The organism is Methanolinea sp., assembly GCA_016699325.1.
GTDB lineage: Archaea > Halobacteriota > Methanomicrobia > Methanomicrobiales > Methanospirillaceae > UBA9949.
This window is the reverse complement of the sequence record CP064971.1, coordinates 1,535,493-1,556,668: the sequence shown is the minus strand read 5'-3', so window position 1 is coordinate 1,556,668 and position 21,176 is coordinate 1,535,493. Positions and strand designations below refer to the sequence as shown.

At 56.1% G+C, this 21,176-nt stretch carries 23 protein-coding genes; 20 read left to right on the top strand and 3 right to left on the bottom strand.

Annotated features, from left to right (window positions below; translation table 11 throughout):
* Window positions 1–60: 60 nt before the first annotated feature.
* The 15 genes from IPI71_08190 to tsaA all read left to right on the top strand — a co-directional run bounded on the left by IPI71_08190 (window position 61) and on the right by tsaA (window position 15,711).
* On the top strand, window positions 61–1,008 hold the full coding sequence (locus tag IPI71_08190) for an iron chelate uptake ABC transporter family permease subunit (GenBank protein ID QQR70631.1): 948 nt from the start codon (window positions 61–63) through the stop codon (window positions 1,006–1,008).
* Window positions 1,005–2,258 carry an ABC transporter ATP-binding protein gene (locus tag IPI71_08185; GenBank protein QQR70630.1) on the top strand — a complete coding sequence of 418 codons (1,254 nt, stop codon included), beginning with the start codon at window positions 1,005–1,007 and terminating at the stop codon, window positions 2,256–2,258. Before IPI71_08190 ends, IPI71_08185 begins: the two co-directional genes overlap by 4 nt.
* Window positions 2,255–3,022 carry a sugar phosphate isomerase/epimerase gene (locus tag IPI71_08180; GenBank protein QQR70629.1) on the top strand — a complete coding sequence of 256 codons (768 nt, stop codon included), beginning with the start codon at window positions 2,255–2,257 and terminating at the stop codon, window positions 3,020–3,022. Before IPI71_08185 ends, IPI71_08180 begins: the two co-directional genes overlap by 4 nt.
* Window positions 3,023–3,185: 163 nt before the next feature.
* A complete protein-coding gene (locus IPI71_08175) occupies window positions 3,186–5,438 on the top strand; it encodes a tetratricopeptide repeat protein (GenBank protein QQR70628.1) in 2,253 nt (750 codons plus the stop codon).
* Window positions 5,405–7,075 carry a type II/IV secretion system ATPase subunit gene (locus IPI71_08170; protein ID QQR71994.1) on the top strand — a complete coding sequence of 557 codons (1,671 nt, stop codon included), beginning with the start codon at window positions 5,405–5,407 and terminating at the stop codon, window positions 7,073–7,075. Before IPI71_08175 ends, IPI71_08170 begins: the two co-directional genes overlap by 34 nt.
* Before the next feature lie 121 nt (window positions 7,076–7,196).
* Complete coding sequence (locus tag IPI71_08165; protein ID QQR71993.1) at window positions 7,197–8,876, top strand: type II secretion system F family protein; 1,680 nt, start codon at window positions 7,197–7,199, stop codon at window positions 8,874–8,876.
* Complete coding sequence (locus IPI71_08160; protein ID QQR70627.1) at window positions 8,866–9,291, top strand: type IV pilin N-terminal domain-containing protein; 426 nt, start codon at window positions 8,866–8,868, stop codon at window positions 9,289–9,291. Before IPI71_08165 ends, IPI71_08160 begins: the two co-directional genes overlap by 11 nt.
* Window positions 9,288–10,043 carry a hypothetical protein gene (locus tag IPI71_08155; protein ID QQR70626.1) on the top strand — a complete coding sequence of 252 codons (756 nt, stop codon included), beginning with the start codon at window positions 9,288–9,290 and terminating at the stop codon, window positions 10,041–10,043. Before IPI71_08160 ends, IPI71_08155 begins: the two co-directional genes overlap by 4 nt.
* A gap of 1,346 nt (window positions 10,044–11,389) precedes the next feature.
* Window positions 11,390–11,899, top strand: coding sequence for a type IV pilin N-terminal domain-containing protein (locus IPI71_08150; GenBank protein QQR70625.1), 510 nt, complete (start codon window positions 11,390–11,392; stop codon window positions 11,897–11,899).
* 297 nt (window positions 11,900–12,196) lie between these two features.
* Complete coding sequence (locus IPI71_08145; GenBank protein QQR70624.1) at window positions 12,197–12,892, top strand: type IV pilin N-terminal domain-containing protein; 696 nt, start codon at window positions 12,197–12,199, stop codon at window positions 12,890–12,892.
* 6 nt (window positions 12,893–12,898) lie between these two features.
* Window positions 12,899–13,633: a type IV pilin N-terminal domain-containing protein gene (locus IPI71_08140; protein QQR70623.1), complete on the top strand. Its 735-nt coding sequence runs from the start codon at window positions 12,899–12,901 to the stop codon at window positions 13,631–13,633.
* 13 nt (window positions 13,634–13,646) lie between these two features.
* Window positions 13,647–14,369 (top strand): type IV pilin N-terminal domain-containing protein, encoded by a 723-nt coding sequence (locus IPI71_08135; GenBank protein ID QQR70622.1) that lies wholly within the window; start codon window positions 13,647–13,649, stop codon window positions 14,367–14,369.
* Window positions 14,370–14,375: 6 nt separating this feature from the next.
* Entirely contained in the window at window positions 14,376–14,765 is a 390-nt protein-coding gene (locus IPI71_08130; GenBank protein QQR70621.1) for a type IV pilin N-terminal domain-containing protein, read from the top strand.
* Between the two features lie 94 nt (window positions 14,766–14,859).
* Complete coding sequence (locus IPI71_08125; GenBank protein ID QQR70620.1) at window positions 14,860–15,075, top strand: hypothetical protein; 216 nt, start codon at window positions 14,860–14,862, stop codon at window positions 15,073–15,075.
* 81 nt (window positions 15,076–15,156) lie between these two features.
* On the top strand, window positions 15,157–15,711 hold the full coding sequence (gene tsaA, locus IPI71_08120; protein QQR70619.1) for a tRNA (N6-threonylcarbamoyladenosine(37)-N6)-methyltransferase TrmO: 555 nt from the start codon (window positions 15,157–15,159) through the stop codon (window positions 15,709–15,711).
* Between the two features lie 97 nt (window positions 15,712–15,808).
* On the opposite strand, the gene IPI71_08115 is transcribed toward tsaA, so the two are convergent.
* A complete protein-coding gene (locus IPI71_08115; GenBank protein ID QQR70618.1) occupies window positions 15,809–16,171 on the bottom strand; it encodes a hypothetical protein in 363 nt (120 codons plus the stop codon).
* A gap of 144 nt (window positions 16,172–16,315) precedes the next feature.
* The gene (locus IPI71_08110; GenBank protein QQR70617.1) at window positions 16,316–16,597 is read right to left on the bottom strand and encodes a hypothetical protein; all 282 of its coding nucleotides are present in this window, start codon (window positions 16,595–16,597) and stop codon (window positions 16,316–16,318) included.
* Window positions 16,598–16,994: 397 nt separating this feature from the next.
* Here IPI71_08110 and IPI71_08105 point away from each other — a divergent pair, with 397 nt between their 5' ends.
* Window positions 16,995–17,255, top strand: a complete 261-nt coding sequence (locus IPI71_08105) for a hypothetical protein (protein ID QQR70616.1) — start codon at window positions 16,995–16,997, stop codon at window positions 17,253–17,255.
* A gap of 27 nt (window positions 17,256–17,282) precedes the next feature.
* Here the strand turns inward: IPI71_08105 and IPI71_08100 are convergent, their stop codons facing one another.
* A complete protein-coding gene (locus tag IPI71_08100) occupies window positions 17,283–17,963 on the bottom strand; it encodes a class I SAM-dependent methyltransferase (protein ID QQR70615.1) in 681 nt (226 codons plus the stop codon).
* A gap of 117 nt (window positions 17,964–18,080) precedes the next feature.
* Here IPI71_08100 and IPI71_08095 point away from each other — a divergent pair, with 117 nt between their 5' ends.
* The 4 genes from IPI71_08095 to IPI71_08080 are packed head-to-tail and all read left to right on the top strand — an operon-like array spanning window position 18,081 to window position 21,097.
* On the top strand, window positions 18,081–18,524 hold the full coding sequence (locus tag IPI71_08095; protein ID QQR70614.1) for a formylmethanofuran dehydrogenase subunit E family protein: 444 nt from the start codon (window positions 18,081–18,083) through the stop codon (window positions 18,522–18,524).
* Between the two features lie 8 nt (window positions 18,525–18,532).
* Window positions 18,533–19,282 carry a metal ABC transporter ATP-binding protein gene (locus IPI71_08090; GenBank protein ID QQR70613.1) on the top strand — a complete coding sequence of 250 codons (750 nt, stop codon included), beginning with the start codon at window positions 18,533–18,535 and terminating at the stop codon, window positions 19,280–19,282.
* The gene (locus tag IPI71_08085) at window positions 19,275–20,105 is read left to right on the top strand and encodes a metal ABC transporter permease (GenBank protein ID QQR70612.1); all 831 of its coding nucleotides are present in this window, start codon (window positions 19,275–19,277) and stop codon (window positions 20,103–20,105) included. Before IPI71_08090 ends, IPI71_08085 begins: the two co-directional genes overlap by 8 nt.
* A gap of 26 nt (window positions 20,106–20,131) precedes the next feature.
* Entirely contained in the window at window positions 20,132–21,097 is a 966-nt protein-coding gene (locus tag IPI71_08080; protein QQR70611.1) for a zinc ABC transporter substrate-binding protein, read from the top strand.
* The last annotated feature ends 79 nt before the right edge of the window (window positions 21,098–21,176 follow it).

Below are 21,176 nucleotides of genomic sequence, written 5' to 3'. Positions count from 1 at the left end.
CATCCCCGGCTTCATATGAATAAATATAATTTTAATTAAGACAAATAAACTTTCATCATCATGCAGAAACGTGGGTTGTTCCTCGTCCCCCTCTCCCTGGCGGTGGTGGCAAGCGTCCTGGTCTGCACCGCAATCGGACCGGCGGGTACCCCTTTCCTGGGCCTGGCATGGGATGAGACCTCCTCGATCATCCTTTTTTCCGTGAGACTCCCCCGGGTGATTGCTGCCCTGCTGGTCGGGGCCGGCCTTGCCGCGGCAGGTGTGGTGATGCAGGGATTGTTCCGCAATTCGATGGCCGACCCCTACCTCCTCGGGACCTCCTCAGGCGGTGCGCTCGGGGCGGCGATTGCTATTGTTTTTCTGGCCGGCGCGTTCCACTGGGTGCTCGCCTTCGTAGGCTGCATCGTGGCCACGTTCCTTGTCTACGGGATTTCCCGAAAGGGAGGGAGAATCCCGGTAGAACAGCTCCTTCTCACCGGGATTGCCGTCTCCCTGTTCCTTTCGGCAATCCTTTCATTCCTGATGTATACCGCTGGAGAGAGTCTCCACCAGATCTTTCTCTGGCTGATGGGCGGATTCTGGAGTACCTCATGGAATGACGTATGGATAGGACTCCTGATCGTTCCCGCTTCGCTCTCGCTCTTTCTCTTCTCCAGGGAGCTGAACATCTTCGCCTTTGGTGAGGAGGATGCCCTCCACCTTGGCGTGGACACCGAGTTCCTGAAGAGATCGCTTTTACTGGCAAGCTCGTTCATCACCGGCCTTGCCGTTGCCATCGCCGGCAGCATCGGGTTCATCGGGCTGATCACCCCCCACCTGGTGCGCCTGGTGGCCGGACCGGACCACCGGATCCTCCTGCCGGCATCAATGATGACCGGCGGAATCCTGCTGGTCTTTTCCGACACCCTGGCCCGGACGGTTGGCAACGAGGTTCCCGTCGGGGTGGTTACTGCATTTTTCGGCGCCCCGTTCTTCATCTTCCTCCTCAAGCGGAGGTACATGAAATGATAAAAATCCGGGATGTGGACCTTGATTACGGGGCGCAGGCAGTGTTGCGGGAGGTCTCGTTCCAGAGCGGGACAGGAGAGTTCCTCGGAATCATCGGCCCCAACGGGTCGGGAAAGACCACGCTCTTAAAGGCGATCTCCCGCATCGTCCCTCCTTCGAGAGGCGTCATCCTTCTCGATGACCGGGCACTCGGCGAGTTTTCCTCCCTTGAACTGTCGCGGGAAGTCGCTGTCGTCCCCCAGGCGTCCGAACCGGGGTTCGACTTCACGGTAAGGGATGTGGTGCTGATGGGGCGCTATCCCCATATCGGGAGGTTTGGGCGGGAGAAAGACGAAGACCGGGAGATTTGCCGGAACGCCATGGAGACGACCGGCATAACCCACCTAGCAGACCGGTCCGTCCGGGCTATCAGTGGTGGGGAACTCCAGCGGGTTATCATCGCCCGTGCCCTTGCCCAGCAGCCCCGCATCCTTCTCCTCGACGAACCTACCGCCCACCTCGACCTCGGGCAGCAGGTGAGCATCCTCCATGCCATGAAGGACCTGTCACACCGGATCGCCGTCCTCGGGGTCTTCCATGACCTGAACTATGCCGCCCATTTCTGCGACCGCCTCATCCTCCTCCACAATCACCGGATCCTGGTAATGGGCAGCCCTGAAGAGGTGCTTACCCGTGACGCAATCCGGACCGCGTTCGGGATCGACGTTATTGTCCGGAAGAACCCGTTCACCGGCCGCCCGGTCATCTCCCCTCTCACGAGGCCGGAGAACGGCCAGGGGAAGGGCGGGAGAGTGCATGTCATCTGCGGTGGCGGAGAGGGGTCTGACCTGCTGCAGGGCCTCTTCACTGCAGGCTACCAGGTGACCGCCGGGGTGCTCTCGGTAAACGACTCCGATTACCGGACCGCACGAATGCTCGGGATCCCATGCATCTCCGAGCCGCCCTTCAGCCCGGTTTCCACCGGTTCCATGGGTGAACTTGCCCTGGTGCTCGATGAGACAAACGTGGTGGTCCTGACCCGCGGGTTGTGGGGAGCAGGGAACATCGGGAACCTCCGCGTCCTCGAATCGGCGAAAGTCGGGGGTATCGTGATTCTCGACAGCCACCAGAAAGAAGGCGAGGAATGGGACTTTACCGGTGGCGAAGCCGCAGCAGCCCTGGAGCGACTGGCGGCAAACGGGGCCGTCATCACAGAGGATGTCCGCTCGACTATGAGTGCCGTTGCCGGGATTATCGGGAGAAGTTCATGACGGAGTTAGGGTGCTCGACCTGGTGCCTCTTGAACCACGATCTGGCCGATGTCCTGGATATCCTCTCGGCCCGTACCGGAACCGTGGAGATCCTCTCGGATGCCAGGCACGATCTCCTTGCCTGTTCAGAAGCCTGCTCCTCCTTTGACCTCCGCTACACCGTCCACTCCCCGACAACCGATATCAACATCGCCAGTTACCGGGAGCCGATCCGGCAGGCTTCGCTGAACCTTCTCCGGGAGGTATGCAGGGAGGCGGGCGGGATCAATGCCGGATGCGTGGTTGTGCACCCGGGGTTCTCTCCATGGCTCGGGATGCGTGACCAGTCTTATGAGGCTTTGAGGGCTTCCCTCCGGGATCTTGCGGCAATCCAAGAAGAGTATGGCGTACCGGTCGCCATCGAGAACATGGGGGCCTGGCAGGTCTGCCATTTTAAGGACCCCTCCTTCCTGCCGGTCCTGGAGGAAGAAGGGCTTTCTTTCTGCCTGGATATCGGCCATGCCAATGTCAACGGGCTGCTGAAGAAGTTCCTCGCTGCCGGAAATCCACTCCACGTCCATCTTCACGACAACAACGGATACTCCGATGAACATCTGGCCCTGGGGACCGGGTGTATCGATTTTTCCCGTGTGTTCCCCAGGCTTCCCAGCGAGGCCACATGGATCATCGAAGTGGAGAAACTGGAAGCATTTGATGAGAGTGTCCGGTTCATGGCGCAAAACAGGAGATGGCGGAGAGATATGAATCTTCAACCGAAGGGTTAATTTCTGGTGGATGGATCTAATTACAGATCAATAAAAAAGTATGAAACAATATGGATGAACAGTATATATCAGTTATGCAACCCGGTGATCCGGAATTTACCCGTTTCCCCGGTGATACGCTTCCCGGCCCCCCTGCAACGGGAAACATCCTCAAGGTCGTGATATGACAGGTAAGAAAGGTCTTGCCGCTGTCCTGAAGTCACAGGGCGACGAATCGGCAAAAAGCGGCGATTTTGACCAGGCAATCAGATACTACCTGAAGGCACTCGATCTGGACCCTTCCTATAAAGCGGCCTGGAACAACCTCGGGTATTCCTACGTAAAGTCCGGCAGGGACAGGGATGCCGAGCGGTGCAGGGAGAAGATCAGGGAGCTGAAGACTTCCGGGGTAACGGAGAGCGAATCTTTTTCGGGATCAACACCGGGTGGTTCACATACATCGGAGCCTTCGGGGAGAGAGACCACATCGGTTGAAGAACCTGCCGGTCTGTCGGCAGACGGGCTCCTGGCCAGGCTCGGCTTGCTGCATCAGGAAAAATCACCCCGACCCGAAGGAACAGGACAGGGCATCGCCACGGTTGCAGTCCCCGTGGAGAAAGGGAGGGGGGAGCGGCTCTGGAAGAGGTTGAAACATTCCTCTTCGGGTCCGCATGAAGCGGATGGCTACGAAGGCAGCCGCGGGGAGCAGGTATCCAGCGAAGCAGCTCCTGCCCGGGGGCTCTGGAAGAGGCTGAAACATTCCTCTTCGGGTCCGCATGAAGCGGATGGTTACGAAGGCAGCCACGGGGATCAGGTATCCACTGAGGCAGTACCTGCCCGGGGGCTCTGGAAGAGGCTGAAACATTCCTCTTCGGGTCCGCATGAAGCGGATGGTTACGAAGGCAGCCACGGGGAGCAGGTATCCACTGAGGCAGCTCCTGCCCAGGGGTTCTGGAAGAGGCTGAAACAATCTGGAGGATCTACCGATCAGGATGAAAAGAAGGAGACCGGGGTTCCCGGTAGCGGATCGGCACGGGCCTCCGATACGGCCCTGTCCCCGGGAAGGGGTCCCGGTATCCTCACCGGGCTGAAGTCGCTGGCCGGTGGAAAGTCCCGGGAAGGTCTGACAGCCACGAAAAAAGAGCAACTTCTGCCCGATAATGGGGCGGATACCGTGCTCGATGCCCTCAGCATGGAGGGTGGCGAAGTCTACCGTTTCCAGGGAGGGCGAAGTGTCTGCACCATCAAGAACTGCGGCCAGCTGGTTGACGGGTTCGACCGGGTGCTCGAGCAGCGTCCGGAACTCTCGGCAGGGTTCCGGGGAATCGCCCTGTACTCCCTCGGACGCTACCAGGAAGCGCTCGAGGATTTTGACCGGGAACTGGGTCGTGACCCCGGGTCCGCAGGAATCTGGATCCTCCGGGCCTGGGTGCTCTCCCGGGTGGGGAGGGAGGAGGAGGCCCTGTATTCCTGCAAGCAGGCACTAAGCCTCGACCGGGACAACTTCGATGCCTGGCGGCAGCAGGGATTCGTGCTCCAGAACCTGGGGCGCGAACAGGAGGCACTTCATGCCCTGGACCGGGCCCTGTCGCTCAACCCGCATTCGGCCGAGATCTGGGTCGCCCGGGGCCGGATCCTCCATAGCCTCTCGCGGGACCACGAGGCCCTCCAGTCCTATGACCGGGCTCTTGCCATCGACCCGCGATCATCGGATCTCTGGCTTTCCCGGGCACGGTCGCTCGCCAGGCTCGGGAGGGAAGAAGAGGCCCTTGGCTCCCTTGAGCAGGGGATTGCCGCGAACCCCGGCAACCCCTCGCTCTTCATCTGCCAGGGGAGGATATTTCATGCACTGCGCAGGTTTGGCGAGGCCCTGACCGCGTACGATCGGGCCCTGACCATACAGCCAGATGACGGCCGGACCTGGGAAGCCATGGGGGATGTGCTGCACGAGCTTGGAAAGTTCCGGGACGAGGCCGCGGCATATGACCGGGCGATCGCCCTCAATACCGGAAACATGTCTCTCTACGAGAAGAGGGGGGAGGCCTTTGCCCGGAGCGGAATGTATTCGGAAGCCACCCGCGATTTCCGGAAAGTTATGGAGCACCAGCCTGGCAACATCGCCTTCATCCAACGCCTGGGAAGGGTACTTGCCGATGCTGGAAGGGTAGAAGAGGCCCTTGAGATCTTCAAGCCCCTCCTGGAATCTCCTGCAGGAGGAAAGGAGATGCTGAAGGCCCGGGGAGAGGCGTTCCTTGCGCTTGGCCGCTCACGCGAGGCTTTGGCCGCGTTCCGGAAGGCTGTCTCCCTCGACCCCGGCGATGCTGAAGCGCAGCAGGGTTTCCGAAACGCTGAAGCAGCACTCGGAACCGGTCAACCGGAAGGACCGGGGACGCCTGCCGTAGAATCCACAAGATACGGGCAGGAGGAGAGAGAGTGAAAGGCCTGGAGTGGGTTCGGGGAGCTGTGAAGGAGAAAGAGAACGGAGACGGGAATGCAGGTTCCCCGCTTTCATGGCTTTCCGGTCTCTTCCGGGAGAGCAGGGAGGCGGCAATTCCTCCCGGATCAGCCGATGATGTACCACCTCCCGATGCCACCCCCCTCCCCGGTGAGCGCCTGGTCGACCGTTACTGGCTGAAGAAGGGGTTCTCCTACGCCCTGGTAGTGGAAAACGACCTCTTCGACCTCCTGTACCGGATCGTTGAGCCACCGGTCAGCTTCCAGGAACGGCTGCTCCTTGAAGAAGTGCACACCTACCTCCGCGACGTGGTGGTCTTCGAATCGCTTCGCAAGAAAGGTGAGGTCCGGCTGGTTTTCCCCGAGGTCCGGGGCGCCGTGCACCGGTTCTCGCCGGGCATGCCGGACGAACGGGTCTCGGTGCTCTTCTACTACCTGGAGCGGAACCTCCAGGGATACGGCCCCATCGACCCGCTGATGCACGACCGGTTCATCGAGGATATCACCTGCAACGGTGCCGGAAGCCCTGTGTACATTTACCACAACGAGTTCGGATCGGTGCCGACAACCCTCTCTTTCACCGGTGAGGAACTCAACCGGTTTGTCCTGAAGCTCTCCCAGAAAGCGGACAAGCAGGTCTCGATCGCCTCACCCCTCCTCGATGCCCCCCTCCCGGACGGATCCCGGGCCCAGATCACCTATACCGACGTGGTCTCATCAAAGGGAAGCTCCTTCACCATCCGGCGGTTCAAGACCGACCCGATGACCCCTGTGGACCTGATCCGCTACGGGACCTACAGCCCCGAGATCCTGGCCTTCATCTGGCTTGCCGTGGAGAACCGGAAAAGCATGATCATAGTGGGAGGAACGGCGAGCGGGAAGACATCCACCATGAACGCTATCTCCTACTACATCCCTCTCACCGCAAAGATCGTCTCGCTCGAGGATACGCGGGAGATCCAGCTCCCGCACAAGAACTGGCTCCCCACGAAGACGCGGGAGACCACGGGGCACGCGGTCAAGGGGGATATCGACCTCTTCTCCCTGCTGCGGTCTTCCCTCCGCCAGCGACCGGAATACATCATCGTAGGTGAGGTCAGGGGGCCCGAGGCCCAGACCCTATTCCAGGCCATGAACACCGGGCATACCACCTACTCCACCCTGCACGCCGGCAGCGTGGACGAGTCCATCAACCGGCTGGTCAACCCGCCCATCAACGTCCCGCGGGCCATGTTCGGTGCGCTGGACCTGATGGTGGTCCAGCTCCTGCAGTACAGGGAGGGCAAGGCCATCCGGCGCTGTGCATCCCTCAATGAGATCTCGGTTGACCGGAACGATGCCATCCAGTCCCATGAGCTCTACACCTGGTATCCGCGGACCGACCGGTTCCAGCGGAACTTCAACCATTCCCGCGTATTGGACAGCATCGGCTACGCACGGGGATGGTCCCGGAGCGAGGTCGAGGAGCAGCTGGCCATCCGCAAGCACCTGCTCGAGCTGATGGCCCGCAAGGGGATTACCCGTTCCGCCGAGGTGAGCGGAGTCTTCAACCTGATCCGGAAATCGGAACGGATCACTCCCGAAGATATGGCAGAGGAGATGGCCGGTGGCAGCAGCTGATGCTTTCCGTTCATTGAGAGACAGCTTCCTTGACCGGGATAATTACAGCCGGACGCTCAGGGGGTCAAGGACCCCAAGGACCTATGATGAGTACATCCGCTACCTTCTCCAGCAAACGGCGATGATCGCTGCCGCGATGGTAGCGGTGGTGGTAATCTTCCATGTCCTTTCCATCCGGTTCACGGTGCTGAAACCATACCCTTCCTGGGTCCAGGATATTCTCATCGTGGTTATCCCCACCCTGCTGGTCTTTGGTGCGGTCTACGTCCAGCCGGTGCTTACCGCAAAAGGGCGAAAGACGCGAATCGAGATCGATCTCCCCTATGCCATCACCTACATGCAGGCCCTCTCCACCACCCTGACGCTCTATAATGTCTTCCGGAGCGTGTACGAGCAGCATGACCTGTACGGCGAGGTATCCACGGAGTTTGGCATGATCGTGCGGGACGTGGAACTGTTCGGCGACGACCTGGTCACGGCCATGCGCAACCTGGGGAGGACGACACCTTCAGCGAACCTGAAGCGCCTGATGGACGACCTGATCCTGATGTTCGAGAGCGGCGGGGATATCACCGAGTTTTTTGCTTCCCGCTCCGCCCATTTCCGCGAAGTTGCGCGAAACGAGCTCGAGATGGGGTTGAAGACCATGGAGATCATGGCCGAGGTCTACGTATCTGCGTTTGTCGCCGCCCCCATCGCCGTGATCATCATGACCGCGGCAGAGACCATGACCGGCCAGAGCCAGCTCTCGGCCATGATGGTCTTCTTCTTCATCGGGCTCCCGCTCGGGGCGGCGGCGATGATCTGGATCCTCTCCCTGGTGCTCCCTGCCGAGCGGCTGGAGATCACCCGGCGGGAGATTGAAGAGACCGAGTACGAGACCGGTGTCCCCCTGTCCGGCGGGGAACGGGAGGCGCCCGGAAAGTTCTCGCGGAGGATGAAGTCCACCCGGGCCATGATCCGGTTCCAGGACATCACCCGACACCCCCTCCGCCACTACGTTGCCGACTACCGGTTCGGTGCGGTTCTCGGGGGCATCCTAGGCCTGGCCGTGACCCTCCTCTTCTGGAACGGCACCCTTGCCGCCCTTGTTCCCAAGTACCCTTTCGAGGTCTTCATCAGCCTGTTCTGCATCGCTGTGCTCTCCCCGGTGATGGTCGCCTTCGAGCTCCGGCGCCGTTACGTCCACCGGGTCGAGGAGCAGATCCCCGATTTCCTGCGGGAGCTCGCCGACCTGAAAGATATCGGGATGACCCTTCAGGGGGCCATCCACCTCATCTCTCATTCCAAGCTCGGGCTGCTTTCGAGCGAGCTCAAGGTCGTCTCTGATGAGGTTCGCTGGGGCTCTCCTGTATCGAGCGCACTGGTCCGGATGGAGGAGCGGATCGGGGTACTGATGATCAAGCGGGCCATCTCCCTGATCGTCCGGGCAAGCGAGGTGACCGACTACATCCGGGACATCCTGATGATCGCTATCGGGGACATGGAGCACTACCTGAAGATGAAGCGGGACAGGTTCACCACCTCGTTTGCCTACATCATGATCATCTACCTCTCGTTCGGCATTTTCCTCTACACTGCTTACGTGCTGAACGTCTCTTTCATATCCTCGTTTGAGAAGCTGAACACTGCCATCGATATCTCTGGAAACGTGCTCGACATGTTCCGGATCGCCATCATCCTCGGCCTCTTCTCCGGGATCATGGCCGGGCAGCTCTCGGCGGCAAACATAATGTCCGGGTTCAAGCACAGTATCCTATTCCTCATCGCGACGGTGGTGATGTTCGTCTATGTCCTGTGAACGGGAGGAGGCGTTGTCGGAACTTGTCGGGGAGATGCTGATGCTCACCCTGGTACTTATCCTGATGGCCGTGTTTGCGGCGACTGCATCGAGTTTCCTGCCGCCGCCGCGCGACCCGAGCGTGACGGTTATCATGGACTGGGAGGATAAAGGAACAGGTTTAATCGACGTTCATCTCTATCACAAGGGGGGGGACTTTATCAAGAGATCTGACCTGACCGTGGTGCTGTCCGAAAATGATACAAACCGGAAGTATTCCGATTCTAACGCGTCCTTCTTGCTTGGACCACCCGATTGCAAGATGTTCGACCTCGGCTGCTGGATCACCATAACCAATGTCCCCAGAAGAACCTACAAAGTCTCGCTGGTCACCCCGCGGGCGGTTGTCTTTTCCGGGATGGTGAACCCGCCATGAAAAATGATGATGCCATCGCGCCGGTGGTCGCGGTCATGATGATCCTTGTCGTTGTGGTGACACTCTTAGGGATCTGGAATGCCATCTATCTGCCGGGTTTCAAGCAGCAGGCCGAGGTGGAACATCTCAGGGATGTGGAGAACGGTATGGTTCGGTTCAGTGCAGACATCGACAATTCCATATTTCTCTGGCGGAACGGAACCATGTCCGAGTCCATCCCCCTGGGCGGGGGGGATATTCTTCTGAACAGCATCCGTTCAGGGGGAGGGATTCGAATTAATCAACGGGAAAGCGCTACAAACGTCATCGATGTTGATGGAATTCCTTCCGCATATGGCTTTCTTTCGAATATCACGTATGAACCGGTATCAAACTTCTGGTTGAACCAGGGATATTCATGGGAGGAAGGAACAATCAATGTCAGCAGGGGCCCTGTCAGTGTTCCGATCTCCCTTGAAAACCAGTACCTGGAGGCCAGGGATGCGTTCCGGAAAAATCTTTTGAAACAACCCGAATATTCAAACGATTACCATAATATCACCATAAAAATTGTCAATATCACACCGCATTCCCTGAACAGCGCTTCGAGCGGGAACGGTAATTCACAACTGAAACTGAATGCAACCGTGGTGAGACTTCCTGAATGGAGCGGTGTCACCAATCTCACCGTGAATGGCCTTCCCCCGAGTGATCTTAAATATCCCGCGAATGTGACCATAGAAAGGCTGGATATTATTCTCTCTGCAGAGTAATCGCTATTCTCCCCTTGCCGGAAGGGGAGGGCTTTCCCCCCTCGTGGTTCTTCGTCATCGGAGAACCATATCCTCATTACACCGGCTAATAACCGTCCAATTTCATATACCAGCTCAGTTTATACCTAAAATGCTCGAGTTAACGAAAGTGCCAGCTTTTCTGCCAAAATCCAACTTCGTCGATATATAAACAACCCTCACATTCGCAGTTCAGACCCGGATCCCATCTTTGATCGATGTACGGGGCTTGTCCACTGCTGTGTCAATTGCAGGTTCGATAAAAAGCATTTTCTTGAAGCGATTTACCGGGTTATTTCTAACAGATAACCGGTTTTATCGATATTTATCATGCGGATGGACACCATTTCCCGTGGAGATGCCACCCTGTCCCGATTCACCGGTAAAAGAAGCCTGAAATGGGCCCGGATTGGGTTGTTCGGGATATGGTTGACCGGCTATGTCTATTGTCCTGTCTCAGTATAAGGTTTACGATAAAAAACCCGGTTTAAAGGGTGCGGGCTCCTACCTGGGCGATGGCATTCGAGCAAGCCCTCCATCATTTTGACTGGGGCATCAATCAGTTCACGGGCGGATCTTTCCTCCCACGGCAACAGACCCTGCAATACTTTTTCCCGGAAACACCGGGGGCCGGATCTACACCGCACCAGAGACATTCTTCATCGTAATTCGCGATTTTTCCAAGGTTCCTGAAAATACCTGCTCTCCGGTGATTCTGGAACTGGAACATCACGCCCCCAATCTCCCTCCTCTCATTCAAGAACTCCCCCTTGCGTTATCTTCACTTCCAGGTAACAGGGATTGTATCACGGATTATTAAATCTTTGTAGTTTCGTAATAATGGTTTGATATCCTGAATCATGTTTACACATATAACCATTCCTGGACAAACCAGGGATCCGCTCTGGAGGGAGATGATGCCAGAATGCGTTATAAGGTTCACCATAATTGGGACACGACCGGGGTTTGATATTTTTACGCCGGACTGAAATTCTGACCGGAATGATTTGATTCTACCTGTAAAACCCGTTCAATCTTGCCGCTTGTCCGGGGATGCTTGACCTGTTTGACGATTCGCTCAATATCGCGGTCAGTTAAGTTCTGCACATATTCGCCTGGTCTTGGTGCAAAGTTATTTCGGGATACTGCAGTTGTGTGATAATGCTGATAGAAGAACAATTCTGCATCTTTTTAAAAAAATAATCCGGACTCTCCTGAACATCAAATTTCAGGGAGTGCCATCTCCCTTCGGGACCCATATGGATATAGGGATGTTTATCATACCGTAAAACGATAAGGAATAATCGTCATACATTCTGGAGGTGTCCATGATCAAAACCAGGGACTGGCAATCCGCCGTTTCGCCCGTAGTCGGCGTGATGCTGATGCTGACTATCACCATCATCCTCGCTGCAGTAGTCAGCGCTTACGTTGGGGGGGTCGGGCCGACCAAGACAAAACCGCCGCAGGTATCGATTACGGGGACTGTGTACAACAACGGCACCATTTTATTCGAACACATGGGCGGTGATGGCCTCAACATCAACGACCTTGCCATCGTCCTCGACCAAGGTGATCAGAGGTTGCGGATCACCAATAGGACCATTAACCGAAGTTCATGCGATATGAAGATCAAGGGAGGATCCGATTTTTCGTTCATACGGTCCGGCGACACCATCGTTCTTTCGGGAGACCGTGGGTCCGGGATGACGAACTTCAGTGTCAATGATACATCACAAAAACCGATATCCATCAGGCATAAGGAGGAGTTCACCTGGACGCTGCTCTCGCAGCGGTGCGATGCCATCATAGCGTTCGGGAGACTGGCGTTCTACTGATAACCCGGGAAACGATAGGACGATGGAAATCCGGAAGAATGGAAGACAGAACGAAAAATCGTGTTGTGGACAGCGAAATCATAATCTTTTATAAAATACCCATAATAATCCATAATACTGAATTGGTATCTCATTATCTTTAGTAACATTTATCTAAATATATGTGCTACTGATCCAGTGTAGGGAGTTTCGGTGCACCCTGCCGTGCACTACTGCCATGCACATTGAACCGTTGCATGGCCGGATGCCACCTTTTTCCGGACTCCGTCCCTATTGCAATTACGGAGGAACATTCTGATGATAAAAGAGTATGAAAAAGACGATGCCGTCTCACCAGTAGTCGGCGTGATGCTGATGCTCGTTGTCACCATCATCATCGCCGCTGTCGTCTCAGGTTTTGCTGGAGGACTGGTATCCAGCACCGAGAAGGCCCCACAGGCGAGCATCGCGGTGAGTACCGGGACTGTCGATGGAAACTTCGACATCAAGTTCGAACACCAGGGAGGTGACCCGATCCGGACCAAGGACTGTGAGTTCATCACGTTCCTTACGCTGCCGAACGGGACCGTCGTCAAGCATGTCCAGACGCCGACGTCTTCAGTGGCGCGGAGCGAGAAACCCCAAATTGCTATGACTCATTATACTTACTCCCGTGGTCCGCATCTAACAGACCCGCAGAAGTACGCTTATCCATGTAACCCGGCGACAAGTGTTACCGTCAATGGTTGGGTGATTTCAGGGTATCAGGACGTTGGTGATAACTACGCCTGGTTCGGGCAGGCAGTCTGGCTGCCGGGCGATGTCGCACGCACTTTCAATAACGGCTATACCGCGAACTTCGTCGGCCTCGTAAAGGATCCATTGAACCCGACTGATGAAGAGTTCGCACTGCTGGGAGAATGTGTCCAGAGGAACTGCAATCTCGAGATCAAGCTGCTTCACGTGCCGAGCGGGAAGTACATCCTGGACAAGACCATCACGCTGCAGGGGTGACGAGAGATGAAAGACAGAATCAAGAAAGATGAAGCGGTATCACCGGTTGTCGGCGTGATGCTGATGCTCGTCGTCACGATCATCATTGCCGCGGTCGTGAGTGCATTCGCAGGTGGGCTTGCTGGTGACAACCAGAAAGCGCCGCAGGCGTCAATTGTTGCGACAGACTTTGTGGCGAGGGGAATTGTCGATACTGTGGAAACCTCCGGGATGACCAATGCATGGGGTCAGGGCCAGTGGCGACCTGACCAGGGAGATACGGGCCCCGCAGCTGACATTTACGTGGTCTTCGAGCACATGGGCGGCGATTCGCTCAACCTCGACACCATAGAGATCCACCTCGGCAAACTGAGCGAGCCACAGATGGGATCGCTCGTTTCCAGAGCGCTCACGCCACAGGCCGGACCGGACCTTGTTACATCGCAGGGTAATTTCGGGACGATTGGCGTCAAGGCGGATATACCCGGATGGAGTAAAGGCTGGACCAAGTATCTCGAGAAGTACCCTGACCGGACGAGTGTAGTCATCAAGCCAGGCGACCGGTTCGTCCTTCACGCCGATTATGGGGCGCGGAATGCGGGAGGAGAAAACCGGGTGATGTGGCTCCAGCAAAGCGGGGACTACCCGTTCCCGATCGGGAAGGGCGACGTCCTGACCTATGACATCATCGACAAGAACAGCAAGAAGATCATCTGCTCCGGGCAGATTGCCGTACCGGACTTCGGGGTGGCGAGCTCCTGAGGAGGGATGAACGATGAAAAAACAACACAGAAAGAACGATGACGCGGTCTCGCCGGTTGTCGGTGTGATGCTGATGCTTGTCGTCACCATCATCATCGCCGCTGTCGTCTCAGGTTTTGCCGGAGGACTCGCCGGAGGAGCAAAGACCGCGCCGCAGGCCAGCATCAAGGTGAAGACGGGGTACGGGTTTGACACGAATGGAGTGAATCTTGATAAAAACAACTTTGACATCAGTTTCGAACACTTAAGTGGTGACCCCATTCCAACGAAGGATATCGAGATCATCACTTACCTGACGCTTCCGAACAGGACTGTAGTTCAGCATAAACAAACTGCGAGCTCACAATTTAGTCTAATGGCAAATCCAGGAGCTTCAACTATTCGATATGCTAGGATTCCATACTTAATGGACCGGCAAAATGAGAATCTGACTGGGACAAATCCCGTTTATAAGACACAAACAGAAATTGGAACACAAGATCCTTCGAACGCATGGTTCGGTGAATATGTATTCAAGCCCGGACAGGTTGCACGGACATACAAGAAGGCAGGGACTGCCTCATTCTTAGGACTCGTTGCTGAAACGGATATGTATCCAGCTGATACGGATGCACACAATGTTGCATGCAACATCCTTGATGAATGCATCCGGAAAGGTTGTCCTGTTGACATCAAGTGGCTCCATGTGCCATCCGGGAAGTACATCCTGGACACGACAATCACGCTCCAGGGGTGAAGAAAGATGAAACATATGGCCAAAAAAGATGATGCGGTCTCGCCGGTTGTCGGCGTGATGCTCATGCTCGTCGTCACGATCATCATCGCTGCGGTGGTCTCTGGGTTTGCTGGTGGACTTGCCGGAGGAACCGGGAAGGCGCCGCAGGCGAGCCTTGTAGCGAATGAGATTGTGGTGAACGAGGCGTATGATACAAACACAATAAACAACATGGCTCCAAACCCTGTTGCTGATAAGGCTGCTGATATCTATGTAATCTTTGAGCATATGGGTGGAGATGGTATCAACCTGAACAACATTGAGATCCATCTCGGGAGCCTGAAATATGCTCATGAGAAAACGTTGATTAGTAATTCAAAGACACCAAATAATGATCCAGGTCACTATTGGGAATAAATCCTTTATTGAGTCAGATTTCTCAAGGAGCTGGGCTCAGTACATAAGAGGTTTCCCGGATAAGAAGAGTCTGATTGCGCCTGGTTCTAAGTTTGTGCTTCATGCAGATTATGGCCAGTGGACAACCACATATTATTCCTCTGGCAACATTGATCGGAAAGCAATTGGCTGGAAACCCGATGGTGCCGCCGCTGCATTTACTATTGAAGCAGGCGACTACCTGACCTACGACATCATCGACAAGCAGACACATAAGTCCATCTCGTCCGGCCAGATCCTGGTTCGGGACTTCGGTGTGGCTGCTTCCTGATCTTCCCTTTTTTCCAGGTGAATTGATCACTTACCAAATGATGCATTAATTCCAACGTAATATGATAACAGTGTGAACACCATGCACAACCCTCGTCCTGAACCCCGCCCCATCACCCTTCACCCCGTCGGAACGGTCCACAACAACATCACCAAGCCCACCTTGGTTGCCGGGAAGGACGGCCTATCCCTGCAGGGCAGTCATGCGGCCATGGTTGAACGCTCCCGGAGTACCGGTACCGAGGTCTCCGAGATCGTGATCCGGGAAGACCTGGAGGACATCCTCACCGGCATCGAAGAATACTCCCACCTGGTCGTCCTCTACTGGGCACATGCCGTTCCCGGTGAACGCCGCACACTGACCCGGGTGCACCCGATGGGGAGAAAGGACTTTCCCGAAGTGGGGATCTTCAGCACCTGCAGCCCGGCGCGGCCTAACCCCGTTCTCACCACCGTTGTCCGCCTCGTGCAGCGGGAAGGAAACGTGCTCAGGGTCACCGGCCTTGACGCCATCAACGGCAGCCCGGTAATCGATATCAAGCCTTACGCCAGCGAATTCTATCCGCGTGAAGGAGTCAGGATCCCCGCGTGGATGCAGCAGATCCACGATGAGATAGGGAGAAGAGACCGGTCCTGATACCAGGACCGTCCTGCATCTTCTTGAGCTCTATTGGGATGGGGCTGCCTGAGAGGAGGCAGTCGAGAACAGGAAAGATACTCCGGGGACAGTCTGTTCATAAACCGTGAATCTGCCCGGGAGATGTCCGAGAACCAACTTGAAAAACGTGCGGGACCAGGCTCCCCCGTCCCGGCCCGGCATATCTTCTGTTTTCGAGTGATGGTGCTTTCTTTCCGAGGAGATTTCTGCCTGAAATCGTCCTCGGGGAATACTTGTTCTCTAGGGTAATAAGATTTGTTGTTTCTGTGTGAATAGTTATGACTCCCCACAATAATCCTTCAAGGATCTTCAATCTCGCCCCGTTTCCTTCATTGAGAGCAGGAACGTTTCTCCCCTGGCTCCCCGCTCCGGGTAATTCATTGCCAGCATGAATGCTGCCCGGTGGGAGCAGGGTGCCGGAAGGTTCCCTGTACCGCATGGCATGACGGAGATCCAGGACACACCGGATCAGCCGGGACCAGGATGTTGGAACAGGAGGCCGCTGGTGGAGAACGGGAATGGTGCCGGGGCAGTCCTGCCTCCTGGTGAAAAAGAGGGGACGGGCAGGGAGGAAAGGATATGATCAGGTAACTTTTTTCTTTACCGTTTTCCCTGCAGATCCCGCTGCTGTGGGTGAGGCTGGTTTCTTGGTCGTTTTTGGCGGTGCAGACACGGACTTCTTCGGAGATGCAGGTTTTGTCACATCTCCTGCCGGGCTTATTTGTGTGGAAACGGCCTTCTTCTTCTCCGGCCGCTTCTTCACACCTTCTGCCTGCTTCACCGGTGCGGTTCCGGGAGTTGTACTTACCGCCACTGGTTTCCCTTTTTTTGATCCGGGCGCTTTTGGTTTCTCAGTCTTCTCCATGGTTCAGCTCCTGATACGAGCATGCATGGTCCGCGAGACGCAGAGGTGATCCGCGGGTGCCAGGTGCTCTCACCAGCGGTGAGTTGCACCTTATTCATACGGATATGTTTATGAGTAATAAACATTAAGATGACCGAACATGCCTGTAGCATTATGAACAGATGATCCCCTGAACAGATCGTTAAAAAAATGCACCCTGGGACCGGCTTCCCCTACCGGTCCCGGGAAACGTCATTATATATACAGCGATAGTTGTCGGTTGTGAGGAGATCTCCTCAAGGAGAAAATCATCCCCGTAAGGAGATGTATCCTGGTTCGTATTAAGCCTTATTGATTTCGTGTGAAATAATCACATTAATCTGTATCAACCACCTGGAATGAACAGTGGACAAGGACAATGGAACCATTACCAGGGATAGGGGATGCCCGGACCATGGGCAGGGACCGGCGGTGCCTGCCCGACACAAAGAAGGGAACTGACCGGAATCAGGGGGACAATGGACCTGCAGTATCAGCAGTGGCCGGGAAAAACCGCGGGAGAAAGACAGGGTCCGGGCACTGCTGGAGACGAATCACATCCACACCCGGAGCCTGTGGATCCTTCTGCGGTGGAGCCTCCCACGACCTGGAACAGGACATCCGTCCCCGGCGTCTGTAGGTCCTTTTTCCGCATCGCCAATAATCCTCATTTTCCCGGCGAAAACCCCACCACCATCCCGACAAACCCTGAGGTGAACGGGATAGCCGCACGGTTAAACCCGGACCTCGCGACGATATCGCGGAATTCCGCAACCGTGGTGAAGGTAGGCAGGTGCTTCGCCCGCTGGGCGATCATCCCCCTGATAACGTCGTCCGGAGTCCCGGCCAGTCTCATGCCCCGGCACCAGGCCTCCACCAGCAACCGTTCTTCCCAGTCTTCTTTGGCCCGGAAGATATCCCCGCAGATGAAACGCCCGTCCGGTGCCAGCGCCTGGGCAGCCCTCTTGGCAACCGCTATGCGGTCCTCGCGCGGAACATGATGGAGACAAAGTGACGTGACAACGGCGTCGTAGCATTCCTGCGGCCAGGAATCCCGGAGATCCTGCACAAGAAACCTGGCTCTTCCGAGACCTGGTTTTTCCGACGCTATTGCCAGCATCTCCGGTGACAGGTCGATGGCGGTTATCTCCACATCGGGATACCTGCCCAGGATCATTTCAGTAAGGATTCCTGTACTGCACCCCAGTTCGAGAATCTTTTGCGAACCTGTCGGCAGGTAATCGATTATGGATGAGAGTAAAAGGGCCTGGACAGGCACGATGCTCCTGATGAGACCATCGTACTGGTCTGCCTCCATGACCCCGTGTACAGTATGCTGTTCAGCCATTTGCTGCCCCCCACTATTCCTGTAATATAATCTGATAAGGTGTATAAAATGATTATATTTATTTCATACCAATTCTGATCCGCCTAATTTTAAATATCACTTTACAGATTATAGTATATGGATGCCAATACTCATTCCCACTGTAAATTCTATAATATCGATCCCCAGTTCTCTGTAGCCGACCTTGCCGCCTTCCACGGGCACCTTGGCCCCTATATCGTGGTCGGCTACCGCATCGGCAAGTACGTCCGTAACGCGTTCTGCGACGATCCGTTCCGGATGAAAGCCGAGGTGCGATGCAGTGGCACCCCGCCCCAGTCCTGCCTGGCCGATGGCGTCCAGCTCGGAAGCGGGTGCACGCTAGGGAAACGGAACATTGAGATCATCCCCTCGGAGACCATCAGCTGCACCTTCACGGCCGATGGAAAACGCCTCACCATCACCCCGCACCCGTTCCCCCTCCCGAGAAAGGACATGGACTACGAGGCTGCCATCGAGGCTGTTGCCGAAGAGATGTACCACCTGCGCGATGAAGAGCTCTTTGACGTTTCATTATCCTGAAAAGAGCAATGCCCCAGGCTGCACCCCTCATCGAGCTCAGGAACGTCTACACCGCCTACGAAGGAGCGGATCGTCCGACCCTGACCGACATCTCTCTCTCTATCGGGAAGGGCGAATTCGTGGTAATCGGCGGACCTAACGGGGCCGGCAAAACCACCCTGCTCGAGACCATCAACGGGATGCTCCCCATAACCCATGGAACGGCCACCGTATGCGGACATGATGTGCGGGGTGACGGGATACAGGTACGGTGCCGCGTCGGGTATCTGCTCCAGAACTTCGCCTTTGACCCGCTGACGCCGTTCACGGTAGGGGAAGTGGTCATGATGGGCCGCTTCGGGATAATCGGGCTCTTCCGGAAACCGGGGAAGGAAGACCGCGAAGCGGTGGAAGAAGCCCTGCACCTGCTTGGGATCGAAGACCTCGCCAGTCGGCCCATCGGGCAGCTCTCCGGTGGGCAGCAGCAGAAAGTGCTGCTGGCCCAGAACCTTGCCCGCCATCCCGAGATCCTGCTGCTGGACGAGCCGTTCTCCAACCTGGACATGTTTGCCCGGGAAGCCATCAACAGCCTGCTCACCCGGCTGGTCGCTTCCGGGATCACCGTGGTGATCGTCTCGCACGCCTTCGATGACCTGCCTGACCGCCCGGTCAGGGTGGTGGTGATGCATGACGGAAAGATTTCCCTGGACCGGGAGTGCCTCCCATCGGAAGTCGGCAGTATCATCAGGAGTGCCGGGAGCGTCCCTCTCAATGCTTGAATTTCTTATCCAGAACAATATCGTCTGCCACGCGGTGGAGGCCATGTTCTTTGCCTCTATTGCTTGCGCCGTTCTCGGAGTCATCATTACCCAGGTCCAGATCTCGTCCATCGGGTTCACCATGGCGCATGCCGCCTTTGGCGGAGCGGCAGTGGGGATGTTTCTCTCTCTCAATTCAACGGTCTGTGCGATCTTGGCCGGCGTCTGCGTGGCCTTTCTCATCGGCCCGTTGTCGGACAAGGCCCGTGTTTCCCCTGATACGGCCCTCGGTTTGCTCTTCGGGATCAGCATGGCCGTGGCCATCTTCTTCATCGCCTACATGCAGACGCTCGGTCGGGGATTTTCGGCCATGGGACTACTCTTCGGGGACGTTATCTCCCTTTACAGGGAAGAGATCTACCTTCTAGCCATAATCTGCGTGGTGGCGGTGGTCTTCATCGTGGTACTCTACAAGGAGATTACCGGCATCATCTTCAACAAGAGGATCGCTGAATCGGTCGGCATCCGGGTAAAACCGGTCTATTATGCCATGCTCTTCGTCATCGCCCTGACCGTATCCCTCTGCCTCCCCATCATCGGGGGCCTCCTACTCTATGTCTGGCTGGTCACACCGGCGGCAATCGCCCTCCAGTTCTGTTACCGGCTCTCGGCAATGTTTATCGTTGCCCCGGTTGTTGCCGCGGTCATCAGTATCTCCGGTGCACTGGCCGGGCTTGAATATTCTATGCCCGTTGCCCCCCTGACCGCCGTCCTCCTCTCTATTGTGTTCATCATGGCGGTGATCCTATCTCCCAAGCGCCGGGTAACATTTCGAAAATCTTAAACGATTCCTCACATTTATTCCTAACTATGAAAAGTGCGGTTTTATTTTTAATTCTAATCATATGCGTAATACCCGGGGTGGGCGCGCTCAACGTGGTCTCCACGACCGCCGTCCTCTGGGACCCTGTCCAGTACATCGGCGGGGAAAAGGTCGAGGCCATCTACATCGCCGACCCGACCATCTGCCCCCACATGCAGGCCGACATCATCCCCAACCGCATCCAGATGCAGAAAGACTTCATCCGCGATGCCGACCTCTTCGTCGCCCATAACGGCTCGGTCGACCAGTCCTACGTGATGCCCTATATCACGGACTTCATGGCCGCCAACAGATATGGTACCGTGGAATGGGTCACCCTGGAGAACTCCTCCATGATCTGGAACATCCCCTCAGGAGCAAAGATCCTCTCCCGCGAGGTGGCGGGATGGCTGGTCGCTGCGGACCCCGCGAACAAGAGCTACTACGAAGCACGCCTGGACGATTACCTTGCACAGATAGATGCAGCCGACCTTACTCCAGCGGAACGATCCCTGATTTCCGGGCAGGACGCGGTAGTCATGATCTGGCAGAAAGAAGCGGCCGGCGAGTGGCTGGGTCTGGATATGGTCAACATTTATGCTCCGGACTTTTACGAGCGGGGGCAATACACTCCGAGAGCCGTTGTGAACGATTTTTACAACACCCCCGGGAAATACCAGGACGTCAAGTACATCATCGAGAACATGCAGTCGGGCGAGATGGCAAAAGGCCTTGAAGAAGCCCTCCGTGACCACAAAATCCCTGTCAAACGGGTCATCTTCACCAATTTCCCAAAATCCCTTCCCGGAGTTGATTCGTTACCGGACGTTATCCGTTACAATAAAGGCCTCGTCACACCGCAGCAACAGCCCGGAGCTGCACCGGCACCAACCAGTGCCCCTTTCAGCGGCATCCTTTCGGTTGCAGCGGCCCTGGCATGTGGTTTCATCGCCCTTGGATCCCGCAGGCGCTAGGGAATTTTTCCTCAATTTTTCTCCCGAAGCGGCACCGGATAACATTTCGAAACTCTTAAACAATTTCTCACAAATAGTT